This window comes from Micromonospora sp. NPDC049301, from assembly GCF_040678715.1.
Taxonomy (GTDB): Bacteria; Actinomycetota; Actinomycetes; order Mycobacteriales; family Micromonosporaceae; genus Micromonospora.
In genome coordinates this window covers 121,731-139,287 of sequence record NZ_JBFAQO010000008.1, presented here as the reverse complement: position 1 = coordinate 139,287, position 17,557 = coordinate 121,731, and the positions used below count along the sequence as shown (strand labels likewise).

Genomic DNA, 17,557 nt, shown 5'->3' with positions numbered 1-17,557 from the left:
TCCCAGATGCGGCTGCGCACCGACGACGACATCTACCGGGCCCGCCTGGTCTACCTCGGGCCGCCCGGCTACACCCTTCCGGTCCACCTGCCGTACGCCCAGTACGGGCTCTTCATGCTGCTCGTCCCCCTCTACATGTTCATCCACTGGCTGTTCACGCTGACGGTCGAGCTCTTCCCCGCCTGGGAGATCGCGCTCGCCATCGTGACCACGTCTTTCATCTTCCGGCACGTCGACCCGGACCGGCCTGCGCGGGTGGTCATCCGCACCGCGCTGACCGACTGGCGACGCACCCGGGAGCCGGCGATCGAGCAGCGCGATCCGCGGCTGGTCGGCAGCCGGATCAGGATCCGGGAGGAGCTGGCATGACCGGGCGTACGCCGATCGGTCCGTCGCACGACGCGGGTGAGGCGGTCGCATGAGTCGCTCTTCCACGCCGGGTTCCCCGGCCGGCCGTCCGGCCGCGCCGGCTGGTCACCGTGCGCAGTCAGTCGACTACACCGACCCCGAGGACGAGGTGGCGCTCGATCCCGCGCTGGTGACCTCGCCCGGGCACGGTTCGGTCGGCGTCTTCCAGGCCCCCCGACCGGTGCCCCGCCGCACGCCGCCCGCCGAGCCCAGCGCGGTGTCGGCCGGCGAGAACGCGGACATCGACTCCCCGTTCCTGGATCTCTTCGGCGCGTCCCGGCCCGGCACGACGCGGGCCGTGCCGGCGGGCCCGCCCCGCGAGCAGCCGGCGATCCCGCAGCAGCAGCCGTCCGCTGCCGCCCCGCCCCGGCCGGCCCGCCGCGCACCGGACCGGGCACCCGAGCTGGAACCACCATGGACCTCCGACGACGCGCCGGCCAGCGGTGCACGGCCCGTCGAGCCGAGGCGCGCCGGCGGCAATCCGCCCAGCGAGTCCCGGGTGCCGCACCAGGCCGGCGACCGGCTGCCGATGCTGCTCCCGGCGAACGAGCCGGCCCCGTCCACCGGCGCGCCGACCGCCTCGAATGGTCCGGCGGCCCAACCGGCCGGCGGCGCACCGCTCTCCCGACCGACGGCCGGGGGGCCGGCGGCCCCGGCAGGTCGGCCGGCCAGCGCCGCACCGACGGACCGGCCGGCTCTGGAGCGTGCTCCGCGCCGCGGCACCGGCGCGGACCGGTCCGCGCCGGGCGGCGCCCCGCCGGCCGGGCGCGACGTCGTCGCACCCCGGCAGCGCGCCGCGAGTCGGCAGGACCGGCCGACCCGCCCGACCCGGGTCCGCGCCCCGAAGATCAAATTTGGGGACCGGGACCCGTCGGTCGAACTGGCCATCACCGAGATCGCCGGCCACCTCACCTTCACCCCGAACACGGTCACAGCCTGGTACTGGCTGCCCGAGGTGCGCTGGGCCTTCCGGCCGGACGCCGAACGCGAGGCGCTGCTCTCGGCGATCTCCGAGCAGTACGCCGGCCTGGCCGGCTTCCGGCTGCACCTGCGCCGCACCACCCGGCCGTTCCCAGCCGACGAGTGGGCGCGCACCATCGACGCGCACACCCCGGCACCGCTGCCCGACGTGCCCGGCACCACCGGCTGGGCCGACCACCTGGTCGCCGCCCAGCGGCACCTGATGGCGGTCAACCACGCCGAGGGGCAGACCTACCTCGGTGTCACCTTCGCCCGCCGTTCCCTCGGCGACTCGCTCACCGAGCGGCTGCTGCGCACCTTCGGGCGGGGCACCGCCGACGGCGAGCGCCGCAAGCTGGGCCGCACCGTGGAACAGTTCGACGAGGTGCTCGGCGCGTTCGGCATGCGGGGCCGACGGGTCACCGCACAGGAGCTGGAGTGGTTGCTCTACCGCTCGGTGGCGCTGTGCATGGCACCTCCGGGCACGCTCTCCCCGGTGACCAACGGGCAGTGGGAGCGCGGTGACCTGCTCGCCCTGACCGAGCAGGTCGAGCGCTACCGCACCCCGTACGGCTCGACCGTGAAGCTGGTCAACCGGATGACCGGCGAGGAACGGCACGTCGCCGTGCTCGCCGTCGGTCGGATGGAGCCACTGGAGATCCCGGAACGGCACGAGCCGTGGCTGCACTTCCACGAGCGGCTGCCCTGGCCGATGGAGATCTCCACCCGGGTCGACATCCTCGGCTCCGGCGACTCGTTCCGCAATCTCGAACACCGGCTGCGGATGATCCGCTCCCAGCAGCTCGACTACGCCGAGCACGGCATCGACGCGCCGCCCGAGCTGGAGCGGCTGGCCAAGCGGGCACTGGTGATCGGCGACGAGATGACCACCGGGCTGCCGGTCGACTCGGCCCGCGCCCACGGCTGGCACCGCATCGCGGTCGGCGGCCGGACCAGGGAGGAGTGCCTGGAGCGGGCCCGCCGGCTCATCCAGCTCTACTCCCGGGAACTGCGCATCTCGCTCCAGCACCCCAAGAACCAGGACTGGCTGGCCCGCGAGTTCATCCCCGGCGAGCCGATCGCCAACACCGGCTACGTCCGCCGGATGCCGGTGCCGCTGCTCGCCGCCGCGCTCCCTCAGGCCGCCTCCAACGTGGGCGACCGGCGGGGCGACCTGATCGGTCGGACCGCCGGCACCTGCCGCCGCCCGGTCTTCCTCGACCTGCACTTCCCCATGGAGGTACGCGAACGCTCTGGGCTCGCGGTCTTCGTGGCGGAGCCGGGCGGCGGCAAGTCGACCCTGCTCGGCGCGCTGGGCTACCTGGCCGCCCGACGAGGGGTCCAGGTGACCCTGCTCGACCCGTCCGGTCCGCTGGCCCGGCTCTGCGCCATGCCGGAGCTGCGGCCGTACTCCCGGGTGCTGAACCTGACCGGCTCCGAGCACGGCACCCTGGCTCCCTACTCGCTCATCCCGACGCCGCTGCGCACTGAGTTCGGCGCCGGCGCGTCCGGTGACCGGGAGTTCGAGATCGCGGTCTCCAACGCCCGGGCCGAGCGGCGGATGCTCGTCCAGGACATCTGCATGATGCTGGTGCCGCCGCAGGTGGCCCGGGAGGCGTCCACGGCCACCCTGTTCCGGCACGCGGTCCGTCAGGTTTCCGCCGAGGAGACCTCCACACTGGACGACGTGGTGAGCTGCCTCGGGCAGCTCGACGACGACGCCGGCAAGGAGCTGGCCAACCTCCTGCTGGACACCGCCGAGATGCCGCTGGCCATGCTCTTCTTCGGTCGGCCGCCGGAGGGTCTGCTCGGCGCCGACGCGGCGCTCACCGTGATCACCATGGCCGGTCTGCGGCTGCCCGACCTCAAGATCGAACGGGAATACTGGTCCGCCGAGGAGGCACTCGCCCTGCCGATGCTGCACACGGCGCACCGGCTCGCCGTCCGCCGCTGCTACGGCGGGTCGATGTCGTCACGCAAACTCGTCGGCCTGGACGAGGCGCACTTCATGGAGGGCTGGCGGTCCGGGCGATCGTTCCTCGTCCGGCTCGCCCGGGACTCCCGCAAGTGGAACCTGGCCGCGCTGGTCGCCTCCCAGAACCCGCGCGACATCCTCGGCCTCGACGTACAGAATCTCGTCTCCACCGTCTTCGTCGGCCGGATCGCCGAAGACGCCGAGATCGCCTCCGAAGCGCTGCGGCTGCTGCGGGTGCCGGTCAACGACGGGTACGAAGCGACCCTGGCCTCGCTCTCCGCCGCCGACACCAGCTCGGCCGCCCGCCTCGGCTTCCGCGAGTTCGTGATGCGCGACGTCGACGGGCGGGTGCAGAAGGTCCGGGTCGACGTCTCGTACGTCGAAGGGCTGCTGGACCACCTCGACACGACGCCCGCCGCGATCGCCGCGGCGGCCGGAGTGCTCCCGAGCATCCCCCTGCCGGATCTGGAGGCGTGACATGGCTAGGGCCTGGGTCAGGGTCCTCGGTCGAGCCGAGGCGAAGTCCAGGCCGCGTCCGGCAAGGCGGAGACTCGGCCGGATACCGGTGTTGTATCCGGCCGGATCTCCAACGCAGCCGGTCGTCGCCTGGGCCCGCCCCAGGCCGACTAGGGGCCCTGACCCAGGCCCTTGGGCACGGGCACGGATCATGGCGTTCCTGCTCGCCCTCGGCGTACTGGCCGGGGCCACCCTCACCTGGCCGCTGATCGGCGCGGAGGCGGCGGCCGCCGCCCCGCCCGCCGCCCAGGCTCGCGCCGACCTGTGCACGACCCAGGAGTGGCAGGCCGACTTCCGGGCCTGCGTCAAGAAACTTCAGCAAGTTGCCGAGTCAGAGGCGAACTGCTGGCGGCCACCAACTCCCACCGCGCCAGATTCCGGGCTCGCTGGATGGTTTGCCTCGCGACCGGAGTCCTCGAAGCAGCCCGGCCCGAAGGGCTACTACAGCGATTACGGCTACGCTGGCTATGGCTACACGACTTACCGTGTCGAGGGCGGATGTGCGTCCTCGGTGCTTCACCCGGACTACAAGTTCAGCAACACCGTCGCCAATGGAGAGTTCATGGTCGCCACTGCGATTGTGGGCGCTTCGAATGCGCTACGCGAACGTGCTTGGGACCCACGTTCAATGTGGAGTTGGGCCGACCCCCTAGTCGATCAGGCGACCAAGGCCGTCTATCAGAAGGTATTCAGCGTCTTCGGAATCATCACACTCTGCGTGGTCGGCCTCTACCTGCTCTGGCGATCGCGCCAGTCGGACATGAGCAACGCCATGACCACAGCCGGCTGGGCGTTGCTGGTAATGGTGGCAGTGACCGCGTTGGCCGCGTGGCCCGTTAAGTCAGCGAACCTCGCCGACGGCACACTTATCACAACTCTCGGCGTGGTACACGATGCAGTCGGCCCCGCATCCAAGGACATTCCCGCCGACAAGTGTGCGGTTCCGAACCCGGATGCTTGCATCGACAAGCGCGCACCCGCCGTGCGAGCCAGCGATACGGCCACCGAGGCGATGCTCTACCGGAACTGGCTGCGGGGCGCCCTCGGCTCGGCGGACAGCGAGACTGCAAAGAAGTACGGTCCGGCGCTCTACGACGCGAAATCGCTGACTTGGGACGAAGCGGAGTCCATCCGAAAGAATCCCGCCACTCGCGACGTGATCATTAAGGCCAAGCAGCAGCAGTGGATGACCGTCGCCGCGCAGGTCGAGCGGGAGGATCCGGAGGCCTACGAGTATCTCCAAGGGGTCCGAGACATGGACCGAGTCGGCGCCGGCTTCATCGCGGTGCTGGCGTCTCTGCTCTTCGCGATGTTCGACCTCACTGCATCGGTCCTGGTGCTGCTCGGGTTCCTGATCTTCCGATGGGCAGTGATCGCCGCGCCGATTCTCGGAACGGTGGGCCTGATGCGCCCGGCCAGTGCCGGGTTGCGCCGACTGGCGAACGCAGTGGTGGCGGCCGTCTTCAATATCGCCATCTTCGGCACCGGTGCTGCAATCTACCTGTTTGCAGTCGATCTGATCATGAGCACGGCCACGTTGCCCGGCTGGCTCCAAGTGGTGCTGGTCTGGCTCTGTGGCGTGGTCGGCTGGCTGCTGCTCCGCCCCTACCGGCGGATCACCCAACTCGGCGGAAAGGACAGCAGCGAGGCGGTCAGCTCGGCGGGCTCCTGGCATCGTCGATTTTTCCGTGACATGCGCGCCGCGGCCCGCCTAGACGTGGCCGAACCGGGTGGGACCGCTGAGCCCGCCATGGATCGTCGGAGAGCGATCATGGCCGAGCAGACCAGACTCCGTCCGGAGGCACGGCATGAGGACCCGACGCACGCCAATAGCAGCGATACCTTGCGGCAGCGGCCCGGAGGTCGCGAGCGGGCGGAGGAGGCGCCAGCGACTGAGGAACAGAGCGGCGCCGCCCGCCCGGTCGCACCTCAACCCCGCCGCCGCCAACCGGCTACCTGGACCGAGCCGGACTTGCCGGACGAGAAGCCGTCGTTCGTCGTCTACCGGCCAGGCTCGGTAGAGAGCACACCGGAGAGGTCCACTCCACGAATGCGCACCGAGGCGCGGTGAGTGCGATGCGTCGGGCACTGGAGTTCCTGGTCACCCGAGTGCTGAAATCACGGCTCGGGATTGCGCTTGCCCTGGCGGTGGTGGTGTTCGGCATCATCGGGGCGGCACGGCTGGTCGCCGGGTCCGACGACTCGATGTCAGGACTGAGTAACCGGCCGAACGAACCCATCACCACCGTCGACCCCCGGACGGGCGATGACGGTGCCATCTCCACTCCCACACCCCCGTCCCCGAATACTCGCGCAGGTGCCCTGCCCCCGGAGCGAATCGCTGACAGATTCGTCAAAGCGTGGCTTGGTGAACCAGATATGTCCACAGAGCAATGGCATGCTGGCCTGCGTCCGCTCTCCACCGAGGCACTGACGGAAAAGCTAACCGGAGCCAACCCTGCCGAAGTACCAGCAGGGCGAGTGACTGACAAGCCCACCCTTCGGCCACGTACGGAAGCGTTTGTCGAGGTGCTCATTCCGTTCGACACTGGTCGCCTCCGGTTGGAACTGGTGTCGCCTGATGGGCAGTGGCTGGTTGACGCAGTGGACTGGGAGCAGCAATGAGCGATGGGAGCCGTCCACGGCGGTGGCAGCTACGCCGCAACGCCGTGGCTGGCGCACTCACCACAGTGCTAGTCCTCGTGTGCTGCACCGGGGGTACGGCTGCCTTCTTCCTCACCGAGCTGGGTGGGGAGTCGGCGGAGGTGATGAGTCCGATGGGGCTGACCTGCGGAAAGGACCACACCGTCAAGGTGATGGGCGACATGCCCCGGTTGGCCAGGTATGGAGAACGCCAGCTACGCAATGCGGCTGTGATCATCAGAGCCGGCCAGGACATGGAGGTCCCGCCGCGCGGCTGGGTCATCGCCGTAGCAACCGCCATGCAGGAATCCGGACTACGGAACCTCGCAAATAGCACGGTCCCACAATCGCAAGGGTTGCCTAATGAGGGCGTCGGCGCCGACCACGACTCCTTGGGTTTGTTCCAGCAGCGAGCCTCGTGGGGCAGCGTCTCGCAGCGGATGAGCCCGGATTACACAGCGCGCAAGTTCTACGAGAAGCTTCTCACGGTCGAGGACTGGGAGCGCATGCCGCTCACCCTGGCGGCGCAGAGGGTTCAGGTGAGCGCCTTCCCGGACGCGTACGCCAAGCATGAGGGCGTAGCCACCCAGATCGTCGATGCCCTCGCTGGCGGAGCGGCCCGGACGGTGCAGATCGAGAATCGGTCGGTCTGCAACGCTGCGGCGGACGGCAAGATCGCCGCCTCGGGCTTCACTGCCCCGATTCCGGGCGGCGTCGGCTCCGGCTTCCGGACCGCCAGTCGCCCTTCCCACAACGGGGTGGACATCGGAGCCGCGAAAGGCACCCTGATCCGAGCCGCCGCGGCTGGTCGGGTACTGGTTTCCCGCTGCGACCCCGACAGCAGTGGGCGACTCAACTGCGACGTGGACGGGTATCCAGGCAAAGGTGGCTGCGGATGGTTCGTTGACATCCTGCATGCCGGAGGAATCATCACCCGCTACTGCCACATGATCACCAAGCCGAGGGTCGCCGTCGGACAGGTGGTACTGGCTGGCGAGGTGATTGGCGAGGTTGGCAGTAGCGGCAACTCGTCGGGTCCGCATCTTCACTTTGAGGTTCATCAGGATGCCGACCGGAGCAGCGCAGGCGCCATTGACCCTGTGACCTTCATGCAGCAACGTGGCGCCCCCTTGAACGGGGCGGGGGCAAGGCATCCTGCACGATGACGGACCCGCTTCCTGATCCCTTTGCCGAACAGCCAGACTGGGCGCCGCTTCCACCCCGCCCCATTGAGTTCGTGCCGGCCACCAGCCGCGTGGACCTTCGCGGGCAGCGAGTAATTATCGGACTACCCGGGCTCGGCTGGCGGAGCGAGCTGCGCGCCGATGAGAAAGTGGTACAGGGCAGTCGCACCTACGTTCCGGTCATCCCGGAGCATGAGTGGTACCGCGCCGAGTCAGAGCAGATGGAGGTCTTCGCTCCCCTGGTCCCCGTCGAACGAGTATGGGTGGAGACGATTGGGCCCCGTTCATCCGCTGGCTCAAAACCCCGCGGGAGCATAGTCCGGCTTGTTTCGCTCGACGGCCCCGCGCATCCAATCCCGACGCCGGTGTTCGAGGCTGATGCTGTGACAGGACGGCGGGTGGTCCAGATGGTTGACGGAGTTGAGCGACGGGACCTGCGGGCGGTGACTGAGACCTACTCGGGCGCTGACGGGGACATCTGCGTTCGAGTCACGCCAGAGATGGAGTGGTACCGGTGGGCCTGGGGCGGACAAGCGCCCACCACCTTGGAAGTACCCGTGCATCTGTTGTGGATCGAGTGACATCACCTGCCCACGCGTGCTCCATCGCAGAGCCTCCAGTCCGCGCCCCGCTGCGCAACGAAACTCCACAGTTGCCGATCGCTCTGGGTGATTCCGTCCACTATCGCGGAAATAATCAGCTCAACTTGGACCACTGCTCTGTTGCCCTCGGCCTGTACGTCCAGAGGGCCCCAGCTCACGGAAATCGAGACGCCGAACCGCTCTTCGCGAGCAACAAGGTCATCTCGCAGTGCTCGAAGCTGCTCGAGCTTCGCAACGCCCTCGCAGGTGAACTGGTCGGCTCGCACGTCGTTCCGGTCGACGAGGAAGGCTTGGATGTAACTAGCCACCACCACGTCGGGGGCGCTGCGGTCCGGGGTGGAGGCGCGGTCGTACAGCACGTATGCCGTGGCCGCGGCGCCCAGGATAAGCAGAGCGAGCACCCCACCGACCACGGTGAGCACGGTCCGCGCCCGGCGGCGTGGCCGCTGCGGTGCTGGCGCGGGCGGGGCCGGCGGCAGCTGCTCGGACGGCGTCCGCTGGGCCGGTACGCGGGAGACCTGGGAACCGGCGGGGGGCTGCACTGATTCCACCCCCTGAAGTTAACGGCTGGGGGCCCCGGAGCCAATGCCTCAGATCCAGCGGATCGTGACGGACCCCTCCCCACCGGTGAGATCCACGACAACACCGGCGCACCGCCGCGGCACCTCCCGGAGGAGCGGCCCCGGCTGGGATACCGTCTCTGCTCGGGAGGGGTTGCCAACCTCGGGCAGAGGGGGTGGACGCGGTGGCCGGTCCGAAGGCACGAACGAACCGCGCCGCAGCCCTGCACCGTCGGGCCGCGGCCGTCGCGACCGCTGCCGCCGGCATCCTCGACGAGACTCGGCCGGCCCCCGCTGACCAGCGCCGTCAGTACGAGGCGGCCGACCGTCTGCGGACGGTCGCGGCGCGGCTCGCCCCGGGTTGGGCAGGGGCGCCCCTGGATTCGCTCACCGTGGACTCACCGGCTGGCGACGGTCCACCGGCCTTCGTCCGGGTCGGCACCGCGGCGCCCCTGGACGACGCCCGGTTCCCCGCGCTGGTGCCCCTGGTCGGCACCGGGCACCTGAGTGTGGACGCCGACGCCCGGGAGCCTCGGGTGGCCGGGTTGCTCCGGGCCGTACTGCTGCGGTCGCTGGGCGCGGCGCCGGCGGGTGCCCTGCTGGTGCGTGCCGTGGACGCCACGGCCGGGGTGCTCACGCCGTTCGGGGCGCTGGCCGACGCCGGCCTGCTGCCGCCACCGGCGGTGGACGTGGCGGGTCTGCGCGCGGTGCTGACCGAGGCGGAGCAGTGGGTCACCCCGGGGGCGAGCGGGCGGCGCCGACATGACCGGACGCTGCTGCTGGTGGTCGCCGCGCTGCCGGAGTTGACCGGTCCGACCGACCTGGCGCGGATCGAGGCGCTGGCCGAGCAGGGGCCGGCGGCCGGGCTGCACCTGGTGGTGGCCGGTTGGCCGCCCGCCGGCCCGTACGCGGCCCGGGGGCCACTGCCGCGCGCGACCCCGCTGGTGCTGCGCAACGCGTACGCCCTGCTCGGCGATCCACCGGGGGCGTCCTTCGCCAGCCCGGGCGCGGATCCGCCGGGCGGGCTGAACTCGCCGGTCTTCGTCGAGGCGGACCCGCCGGCCGATCTGGTCGACGCGGTCTGCCGGCGGCTTGCCGCGCAGGTGGAGGCGGGTTCCCGGTTGGCCCTGGCGGATCTGCTGCCGGCGACGGGTGAGCGGCTGTGGGAGTCGGATTCCGTGGACGGGTTGACCACAACGGTCGGTGACGCCGGGGGGCGGCCGGTGCCGCTGGGCTTCACCGAGCTGACCCCGCACTGGCTGGTCAGCGGCCGGTCCGGTGCCGGTCGCGCGGCGTTCCTGACCACTGCGCTGCTCGGGCTCGCCGCGCGGTACGGCCCGGACGAGCTGGCGCTCTATCTGGTGGATCTGGGCGACGGCGAGTCCTTCGTGGAGTTTCTCCAGACCGAGCGGGACCGGTCGTGGATCCCGCAGGTGCGGGCGGCGGCGATGGCCGCTGATCGGGAGTACGTGCGGGACCTGCTCGATCAGTTGACGGTCGAGGTGCAGCGCCGGGCCGAGGCCGGCGGGCGGGCCGGTGGGCAACGTTTCGCGGAGCTGCGTCAGCACCGGTCGCTGCCCCGGATCGTGTGCGTGCTGGACAATCTGCCGCTGATCTTCGCCGAGCGGGACCGGCTGGCCGCCGAGATGGCCGCCCAACTGGACGGGCTGGCCCGCGCCGGTCGGGCGTACGGCGTACACCTGGTGCTGGCCGGCGCTGGTGAGCTGGGGCTGAGCGGCCGGTCGGACAGCGGGCACCGGGATTCGGTGCTCGGCCAGTTTCCGGTGCGGGTGGCGCTGCCGGGCGGCGGCCCGGTGCTGGAACCGACCAACGACTCGGCCGCCGGTCTGCCGGTGGGCAGCGCGGTGGTGAACACCGCCGGCGGGCTCGGTGGCCCCCGGGGCGCGATCCGCGGTCACGAACGGCTGATCCGCCACCCCGATCCGCAGGACCACCCGGCGGTGGTGGAGCGGCTGCGGCATGAGCTGTGGTCCGCCCGGCCGGCCGGCTCGGTGCCGCCGGTGGTCTTCGCCGGGTACGCCCGTCCGTTGCTCGGCAACGACCCCCGGCACCGGGCGGCGTTGGCCGGACAGGCGCACGGCCCGGCGGCTCTGCTCGGCCGTGCGGTGGACGTGGCCCGCTCGACGGTCGCCGTACCGCTGGGGCCGGCGGCGGGGCGCAACCTCGCGGTGCTGGGATCCGGCCCGGCGGCGGGCGGCCTGCTGGCGACGGCGGCCCGGAGCACCGCGGACCACCATCAGCCGGGCACGGCCCGCTTCCTGGTGGCTGCGCCGGACCCGGGTTCCCGCCCGCTGGCCGAGGCGTTGACGGCCGAGCTGGCCGCCCGCCATCGGGCCGAGATGGTGGACCTGCCGACGCTGCTCGCGGACACGGACGGGGAGCTGCCGACCTACCTGGTCGTCTTCGGGCTGGACCGGCCGGGGCCGCGCGAGCTGCCGGTGGAGCGACTGCGGGCGCTGCTGCGGGACGGGCCGCCGTCGGGTCGGCACCTGCTGGGCTGGTGGCGGGCCGTGCCGCCGTTCGCCGCGCTGCTGGAGCCGGAGGGCGAGGTGGACAAGCTCGCGGCCGTGGCCGTGCTCGACGTGCCGGCCGCGCAGCTCGCCGCGGTCTTCGGGCGACCGGTGGAGTGGCGGGCCCGGCCGGACCGGGCGGTGCTCTGGGATGGTCCGGACGAGCGGGGCACGGTCCTGGTGCCGTTCGCCGACGAGGCCGGGTGATCCGGCGGTGCGCGCGGGAGGTGTCGGGATGGGTCCGGACGCGACGGTGACCGGGCCGGGACGGCAGCGGGCCGCCGAGCCGGACGGGGAGGTCGCCCCCGTTGGCGTGGAGCCCACCACGGCCTGGTCGGAGTACCTCGCCGCGGCCCGTCAGCTGGATGGGGTACGCCGCAGCGCGGCGGCCGCCGCCGGTGAGCAGGCCCGCTCGGCGGAGGCCGCCCGCGAGGAGCTGACGGTGGTCCGCACCGGGCTGGCGAGCCAGCAGGAGCGGCTGCGTGAGCTGGGCGTACCGGCGATCTCGCTGGTGCCGTCCCCGCCCGAGCTGACCGAGGCGGCCCGGTCGATGGCGGGCGGCCCTGCGGCCGTGCTGGCAGCGCTGCGAGCCGCGCGGGGGCGGGCCGAGGCGGCGGACGATGCGCTGGCCGCGCGCGGCCGGTTCCGCCCGGGGTCGTGGCCGGCGTGGGTACGCAATTTTCTGGTGTACGGGCCCCTGGCGCTGCTGGTGCCGCTGATCCAGGTCGGGGTGTTCGTGGCGACCGGGGTAGGCCCGGCCAGTGTGGCGGCGTTGATCTGCGGGCTGCCGATGCCGGCGGTCGCCTTCGTCGCCGGCTGGGTGGGCATCGGCCGGGTGTTCCGCGCCGACCAGGGCGAGCGACTGGACCGGACGGTGCGTTTCGGCGCGTTGGTCTGCCTGGTGCCGGCTGTGCTGGTCACAGCCGGCCTGTTGCTGGCCCTGCTGGCCGGCTGACGCAACGACCGGCCGTCCCGTGAGCGGGTCGGCCGGCCGTTGAGGCGTACGGAGGTCAGCGGGGGATGATCAGCGCCATCGCCTCGGCCCGCGACTTGGAGTCCGATTGCAGGATGCCGCGTACGGCCGACGTGATCGTCTTAGCACCCGACTTCTGGATGCCGCGCATCGCCATGCACATGTGCTCGCACTCCAGCACGACGACGACGCCGCGCGGCGCGAGTTTGCTCATCAGCAGGTCGGCGACCTGCGAGGTGAGCCGCTCCTGCACCTGGGGCCGACGGGCGAAGACCTCGACCAGTCGGGCCAGCTTGGACAGGCCGGTGATCCGCCCGTCCGGGCCGGGGATGTAGCCGATGTGCGCGCTGCCGCGGAACGGCAGCAGGTGGTGCTCACAGAGGCTCATCACGTCGATGTCCCGGACGATCACCAGCTCTTCGTGGTTGGCCTCGAAGGTGGTGCTGAGCACCTGGGCCGGGTCGACCCGCAGGCCGGCGAAGAGTTCGGCGTATGCGCGGGCGACCCGGGCAGGGGTCTGCTGGAGCCCGTCGCGGTCCGGGTCCTCGCCGACCGCGATCAGGATCTCGCGGACGGCCTTCTCGATCCGGCCCAGGTCGACCGCGTCCTCGACCGGGCGGCCGGTCAGCCTGCCGCTGATCAGCCGCGCGGCCACGTAGTCCAGGACGTCGTCGCCGTCGGGCTCGGTCGCGGAGACGGCCAGCTCCCGGTGGGGGGAGCTGGCCGTCGGGTCGCTACTCAGTGTGTGCCGTCCGAGTTGTTGGACGAGGCGCCGCCAACCGACGCCTGCGCGCCGTCGGCCTCGGCCTGCGCCTTCAGCTTGTCCTTCTCGGCCGGGGTGAGCACGGGCGGCTCGGTCGACGGCTGGCGCTTGCCGAAGCCGTTGTACGGAGCCAGCGGCGGGCGCTTGACCACCCGCGCGCAGATCCGGGCCATGTCGGCGGTGGAGAGGGTCTCCTTCTCCATCAGCTCGAGCACGATGTTGTCCAGGACGTCCCGGTACTCGACCAGGATCTCCCAGGCCTCGTCGTGCGCCAGCTCGACCAGCGCCCGCATCTCGCCGTCGATCTCGGCGGCCACCGAGTCCGAGTAGTCCCGCTCGTGGCCCATGTTGCGGCCGAGGAACGGCTCGTCCCCGCTGGTGCCGTACTTGATCGCACCGAGCTTCGAGCTCATGCCGTACTGGGTGATCATCGCGCGGGCCAGTTGGGTGGCCTTCTCGATGTCGTTCCCGGCGCCGGTGGTCGGCTCGTGGAAGACCAGCTCCTCGGCGGCCCGACCACCCAGCGCGTACGCCAGGGTGTCGATCATCTCGGCGCGGGTCTGGGTGTACTTGTCCTCCGTGGGGAGCACCAGGGTGTGGCCCAGCGAGCGGCCACGGGACAGGATCGTCACCTTGTGCACCGGCGCGGCGTGCGGCAGCGCCCAGGCGACCAGCGCGTGCCCACCCTCGTGGTACGCGGTGATCTTCTTTTCCTGGTCGCTCATGACCCGCGTGCGTCGCTGCGGACCGGCGATCACCCGGTCGATCGACTCTTCCAGCGAGTCGTTGGTGATCGCCCGCTGGTCCTTGCGGGCGGTGAGCAGGGCCGACTCGTTGATCACGTTGGCCAGGTCGGCGCCGCTGAAGCCCGGGGTACGCCGGGCCACCGAGTCGAGGTCGACGTCGGGCGTGAACGGCTTGCCCTTGGCGTGCACCCGCAGGATGGCCTTGCGGCCCTCCATGTCGGGGGCGTCCACCGGGATCTGCCGGTCGAACCGGCCCGGGCGCAGCAGCGCCGGGTCGAGGATGTCCGGCCGGTTGGTGGCCGCGATCAGGATGACCCCGCCCTTGGTGTCGAAGCCGTCCATCTCGACGAGCAGCTGGTTGAGCGTCTGCTCGCGCTCGTCGTGACCGCCGCCCATGCCGGCGCCACGGTGCCGGCCGACGGCGTCGATCTCGTCGACGAAGACGATCGCTGGGGCGTTCGCCTTGGCCTGCTCGAAGAGGTCACGGACCCGGCTGGCGCCGACACCGACGAACATCTCCACGAAGTCGGAGCCGGAGATGGAGTAGAAGGGCACCCCGGCCTCGCCGGCGACCGCGCGGGCCAGCAGCGTCTTACCCGTGCCGGGCGGGCCGAACAGCAGCACGCCCTTCGGGATCTTGGCGCCCAGGGCCTGGTACTTCGCCGGGTTCTGCAGGAAGTCCTTGATCTCGTGCAGCTCCTCGACGGCCTCCTCGGCACCCGCGACGTCCGCGAAGGTCGTCTTCGGAGTGTCCTTGGTGATCATCTTCGCCTTGGACTTGCCGAAGTTGAGCACCCGGGAGCCGCCGCCCTGCATCTGCGACATGAAGAACAGCAGCAGGAGCACGAGCAGCGCGATCGGCAGCAGGTTGACCAGCAGGCTCACCCAGATGCTGTCCGACGAGACCTTGGCGTCGGCCGGGCCGGTGACCCGGTTGGCCGCCTTGGCGTCCAGCACCTCGTTCCAGACCTGGTCGCCAGCCTGGTACGGGAACTGGGCCTCGATCTTGTTGGTGCTGGTCTCGCCGAACTTCGTCTTCTGGGCCAGGTCGAGCTGGAGCGTCTGCTCCTTGTCCTGGAAGACGACCTTATTGATCTTGGCGGTGTGGAGCTGGTCGAGCGCAACGGAAGTGTCCACGCGGTGGTAGCTGGGACCAGCGGTGAACAGCTGACTGAGCACAACGGCGCCGAGGATGACCAGGATGATCCAGACCACCGGTCGGCGGAAGAAACGCGTACGTTCCATACTGTTGTCGAGCGCCGGAGCGCCCGCATCCTCCTGATCGACGTCCTGACCGTCTGATGGTGTCGCCGCGGTTGAGCGGCGGCCGGAGCCGCCGTGCGGGCCGGCCTCGACCCCGAGGCGCGAAACTGCCGCGCCGCGGTCATTCGACGGTACACCGTGTACGCGAGGAGTGAGCTTGCGAGCCCCGCACTCGGCACACCTTCGCCATCGACGAGGCGCACCGTGGGCAGGCTCGCCAGCCCCGCACCGGAACGTACGGCGGGTCCGGGCTGAAGCCGGCGTGGCGAGGAGTCCGGCCCGACCACCCGAACGCCCGGTCACGCGGTCGAGGGGGTCGGGTGCGGAGCAGCCTCCGCGCCACCGGGCTCCACGGTAGCCCGAACAGCTGAGAGCGCGCTGAACGTCGGCTTGACGGATGCCGATGTGAGTTGATCTCACACGGCCGCCGAACCAGGCGGGTGTGGCTGCGGCCGGCGTCAGGACCGGGCGTAGACCTCCGGCTTGAGCACCCCGACGTACGGCAGCTCGCGGTAGCGCTCACCGAAGTCCAGGCCGTACCCGACCACGAACTCGGTCGGGATGTCGAAGCCGACGTACTTCACCGGGACCGGCACCCGGACGGCGTCCGGCTTGCGGAACAGCGCGACCACCTCGACGCTCGCCGCGGAGCGGGACTCCAGGTAGCGCAGCAGCCAGGAGAGCGTCAGCCCGGAGTCGACGATGTCCTCGACGACCACCACGTGCCGGCCGGCGATGTCCCGGTCCAGGTCCTTGAGGATGCGGACCACTCCGGAGGAGGTGGTGCCCTGGCCGTAGGAGGAGATGGCCATGAAGTCGAGCTCGGCCGGTGGGCCGTTGCGGCCCAGTGCCCGGGCGAAGTCCGCCATGAACATCACCGCACCCTTGAGCACGCAGACCAGCAGCAGTCCGTCACCCACGTGGGCGTAGTCGGCGGAGACCTGTTTGGCCAGTTCCGCCGTCTTCTCGCGGATCTGCGCCTCGGAGATGATCACGTGGTCGATGTCGGCGTCGTACCAGGAGCCGTCAGCCATGACTCCTAGCCTGCCGTACGTCTGATGGCCCTCGTCGGCGGGGCCGCACCTTTTGGCGCGGTCCCGCCTGGGATTTTCATCGCAAAGGCCACCAAACACATCAGCTGGTACGGGACCGCCAGCGGCGGCCGTCGTCGCTCGGCTTCCAGTCGGCCGAATCGCGGCTGTCCGTGGTGAGGCCGGCCGCCGAGGCGCCGGCGAGCAGGACGAGGAACAGAAGGAAGAGCAGGAACTCCATGGCGGCGCTCACTTTCGCGTGGTTGCTGTCGGTTTCGCCGCCGGTGCGCACCGGACTGAGACCAGTCTGCGACGACTCGCGCCGACCGGACAGTGGCAGTGATGCCACTGGGCATCGATTTCCTGCCACCTGTCGGGTTACCCTCGTCACATGCTTCGTTCCGTGGCCGTCCTCGCCCTCGATCAGGTCGCACCGTTCGAGCTCGGCGTGCTCGCCGAGGTGTTCGGCACCGACCGGACGGCCGACGGGTTCCCCGGGTACCGCTTCCACGTGTGCAGCCCGGACGGGGCGCCCGTACGCACCTCGTCCGGCTTCCACCTCACCCCGCACGCCGACCTCGGCCCGGTCGAGGACGCCGACCTGGTGGCCGTGCCCGCGCACACCCAGGGCACCACCGTTCCCGGCCCGGTGCTCGACGCCCTGCGCCGGGCCGACGCGCGCGGCGCACACCTGTTCAGCGTCTGCTCCGGCGCCTTCCTTCTCGGCGCCGCCGGGCTGCTCGACGACCGGGAGTGCACGACCCACTGGCGGTACGTGGACGAGCTGCAACACCGGCACCCGCGCGCCCGGGTGCGCTGCAACTCGCTCTACGTCCAGGACGGTCGGCTGCTCACCAGCGCCGGCACGGCGGCCGGCATCGACGCCTGCCTGCACCTGATCCGTCAGGAACACGGCTCGGCCACCGCGACCCGGCTGGCCCGGCGGATGGTCGTCCCGCCGCACCGCGACGGCGGCCAGTCGCAGTACGTCGAGGCGCCCATTCCGAAGGCGCCCGAGGCGCCCACCCTGGAGCCGGTGCTGGAGTGGCTGATGGGGCACCTGGACCAGACGATCACGGTCGAGGAGCTTGCGGCGCGGGCCGGCATGGCACCGCGCACGTTCGCCCGCCGGTTCCGCGCCGAGACCGGCACCACACCGCACGACTGGCTCACCAACCAGCGGGTGCTGCTCGCCCGGCGGCTGCTGGAGGAGACCCCGTTGAGCGTGGAGGCGGTCGCCGACCAGGCCGGCTTCAGCGACGCTGCGGCGCTACGGCACCACTTCAGTCGCCGGGTCGGTGCCACCCCGCACGGCTACCGGACCACCTTCCGGGATCGCGTGCACGCCGACTGAGAAGGGCCGGCCCGATGCACCACTCGGAGAGCCTTTGCTCTGCTTCAC

14 protein-coding genes are annotated in these 17,557 nt (G+C 71.0%); 9 read left to right on the top strand and 5 right to left on the bottom strand.

The features are described 5' to 3' along the window. Nucleotides 1-6 precede the first annotated feature (6 nt). The 6 genes from AB0K07_RS23640 to AB0K07_RS23615 all read left to right on the top strand — a co-directional run bounded on the left by AB0K07_RS23640 (nucleotide 7) and on the right by AB0K07_RS23615 (nucleotide 8,267). On the top strand, nucleotides 7-369 hold the full coding sequence (locus tag AB0K07_RS23640) for a hypothetical protein (protein ID WP_007466101.1): 363 nt from the start codon (nucleotides 7-9) through the stop codon (nucleotides 367-369). Nucleotides 370-418: 49 nt separating this feature from the next. Then, entirely contained in the window at nucleotides 419-3,820 is a 3,402-nt protein-coding gene (locus tag AB0K07_RS23635; RefSeq protein ID WP_363757586.1) for an ATP-binding protein, read from the top strand. A 190-nt stretch (nucleotides 3,821-4,010) separates the two neighbouring features. Then, nucleotides 4,011-5,930, top strand: coding sequence for an MFS transporter (locus tag AB0K07_RS23630; protein WP_363757584.1), 1,920 nt, complete (start codon nucleotides 4,011-4,013; stop codon nucleotides 5,928-5,930). After that, nucleotides 5,927-6,484, top strand: coding sequence for a hypothetical protein (locus tag AB0K07_RS23625; protein WP_363757582.1), 558 nt, complete (start codon nucleotides 5,927-5,929; stop codon nucleotides 6,482-6,484). Before AB0K07_RS23630 ends, AB0K07_RS23625 begins: the two co-directional genes overlap by 4 nt. Continuing rightward, on the top strand, nucleotides 6,481-7,668 hold the full coding sequence (locus AB0K07_RS23620) for a M23 family metallopeptidase (RefSeq protein ID WP_363757580.1): 1,188 nt from the start codon (nucleotides 6,481-6,483) through the stop codon (nucleotides 7,666-7,668). Before AB0K07_RS23625 ends, AB0K07_RS23620 begins: the two co-directional genes overlap by 4 nt. Next, nucleotides 7,665-8,267, top strand: coding sequence for a hypothetical protein (locus AB0K07_RS23615; RefSeq protein WP_363757578.1), 603 nt, complete (start codon nucleotides 7,665-7,667; stop codon nucleotides 8,265-8,267). Before AB0K07_RS23620 ends, AB0K07_RS23615 begins: the two co-directional genes overlap by 4 nt. 2 nt (nucleotides 8,268-8,269) lie before the next feature. Here AB0K07_RS23615 and AB0K07_RS23610 read toward each other — a convergent pair whose 3' ends face one another. Next, nucleotides 8,270-8,830, bottom strand: a complete 561-nt coding sequence (locus AB0K07_RS23610; RefSeq protein ID WP_363757965.1) for a hypothetical protein — start codon at nucleotides 8,828-8,830, stop codon at nucleotides 8,270-8,272. 194 nt (nucleotides 8,831-9,024) lie between these two features. On the opposite strand from AB0K07_RS23610, the gene AB0K07_RS23605 reads away from it, so the two are divergent. Together AB0K07_RS23605 and AB0K07_RS23600 are read left to right on the top strand one after the other, a co-directional pair. After that, nucleotides 9,025-11,586 carry an FtsK/SpoIIIE domain-containing protein gene (locus AB0K07_RS23605; RefSeq protein ID WP_363757576.1) on the top strand — a complete coding sequence of 854 codons (2,562 nt, stop codon included), beginning with the start codon at nucleotides 9,025-9,027 and terminating at the stop codon, nucleotides 11,584-11,586. A 28-nt stretch (nucleotides 11,587-11,614) separates the two neighbouring features. After that, complete coding sequence (locus AB0K07_RS23600) at nucleotides 11,615-12,334, top strand: hypothetical protein (RefSeq protein WP_363757574.1); 720 nt, start codon at nucleotides 11,615-11,617, stop codon at nucleotides 12,332-12,334. A gap of 55 nt (nucleotides 12,335-12,389) precedes the next feature. Here AB0K07_RS23600 and folE read toward each other — a convergent pair whose 3' ends face one another. The 4 genes from folE to AB0K07_RS23580 all read right to left on the bottom strand — a co-directional run bounded on the left by folE (nucleotide 12,390) and on the right by AB0K07_RS23580 (nucleotide 16,447). Continuing rightward, complete coding sequence (gene folE / locus AB0K07_RS23595) at nucleotides 12,390-13,055, bottom strand: GTP cyclohydrolase I FolE (RefSeq protein ID WP_363757963.1); 666 nt, start codon at nucleotides 13,053-13,055, stop codon at nucleotides 12,390-12,392. Nucleotides 13,056-13,090: 35 nt separating this feature from the next. After that, complete coding sequence (ftsH, locus tag AB0K07_RS23590) at nucleotides 13,091-15,106, bottom strand: ATP-dependent zinc metalloprotease FtsH (RefSeq protein ID WP_363757572.1); 2,016 nt, start codon at nucleotides 15,104-15,106, stop codon at nucleotides 13,091-13,093. A 476-nt stretch (nucleotides 15,107-15,582) separates the two neighbouring features. Continuing rightward, on the bottom strand, nucleotides 15,583-16,158 hold the full coding sequence (gene hpt / locus AB0K07_RS23585) for a hypoxanthine phosphoribosyltransferase (RefSeq protein WP_074315138.1): 576 nt from the start codon (nucleotides 16,156-16,158) through the stop codon (nucleotides 15,583-15,585). 100 nt (nucleotides 16,159-16,258) lie between these two features. Next, nucleotides 16,259-16,447 (bottom strand): hypothetical protein, encoded by a 189-nt coding sequence (locus AB0K07_RS23580; RefSeq protein WP_363757984.1) that lies wholly within the window; start codon nucleotides 16,445-16,447, stop codon nucleotides 16,259-16,261. 99 nt (nucleotides 16,448-16,546) lie between these two features. On the opposite strand from AB0K07_RS23580, the gene AB0K07_RS23575 reads away from it, so the two are divergent. After that, complete coding sequence (locus AB0K07_RS23575) at nucleotides 16,547-17,509, top strand: helix-turn-helix domain-containing protein (protein WP_363757570.1); 963 nt, start codon at nucleotides 16,547-16,549, stop codon at nucleotides 17,507-17,509. Nucleotides 17,510-17,557: the final 48 nt, after the last annotated feature.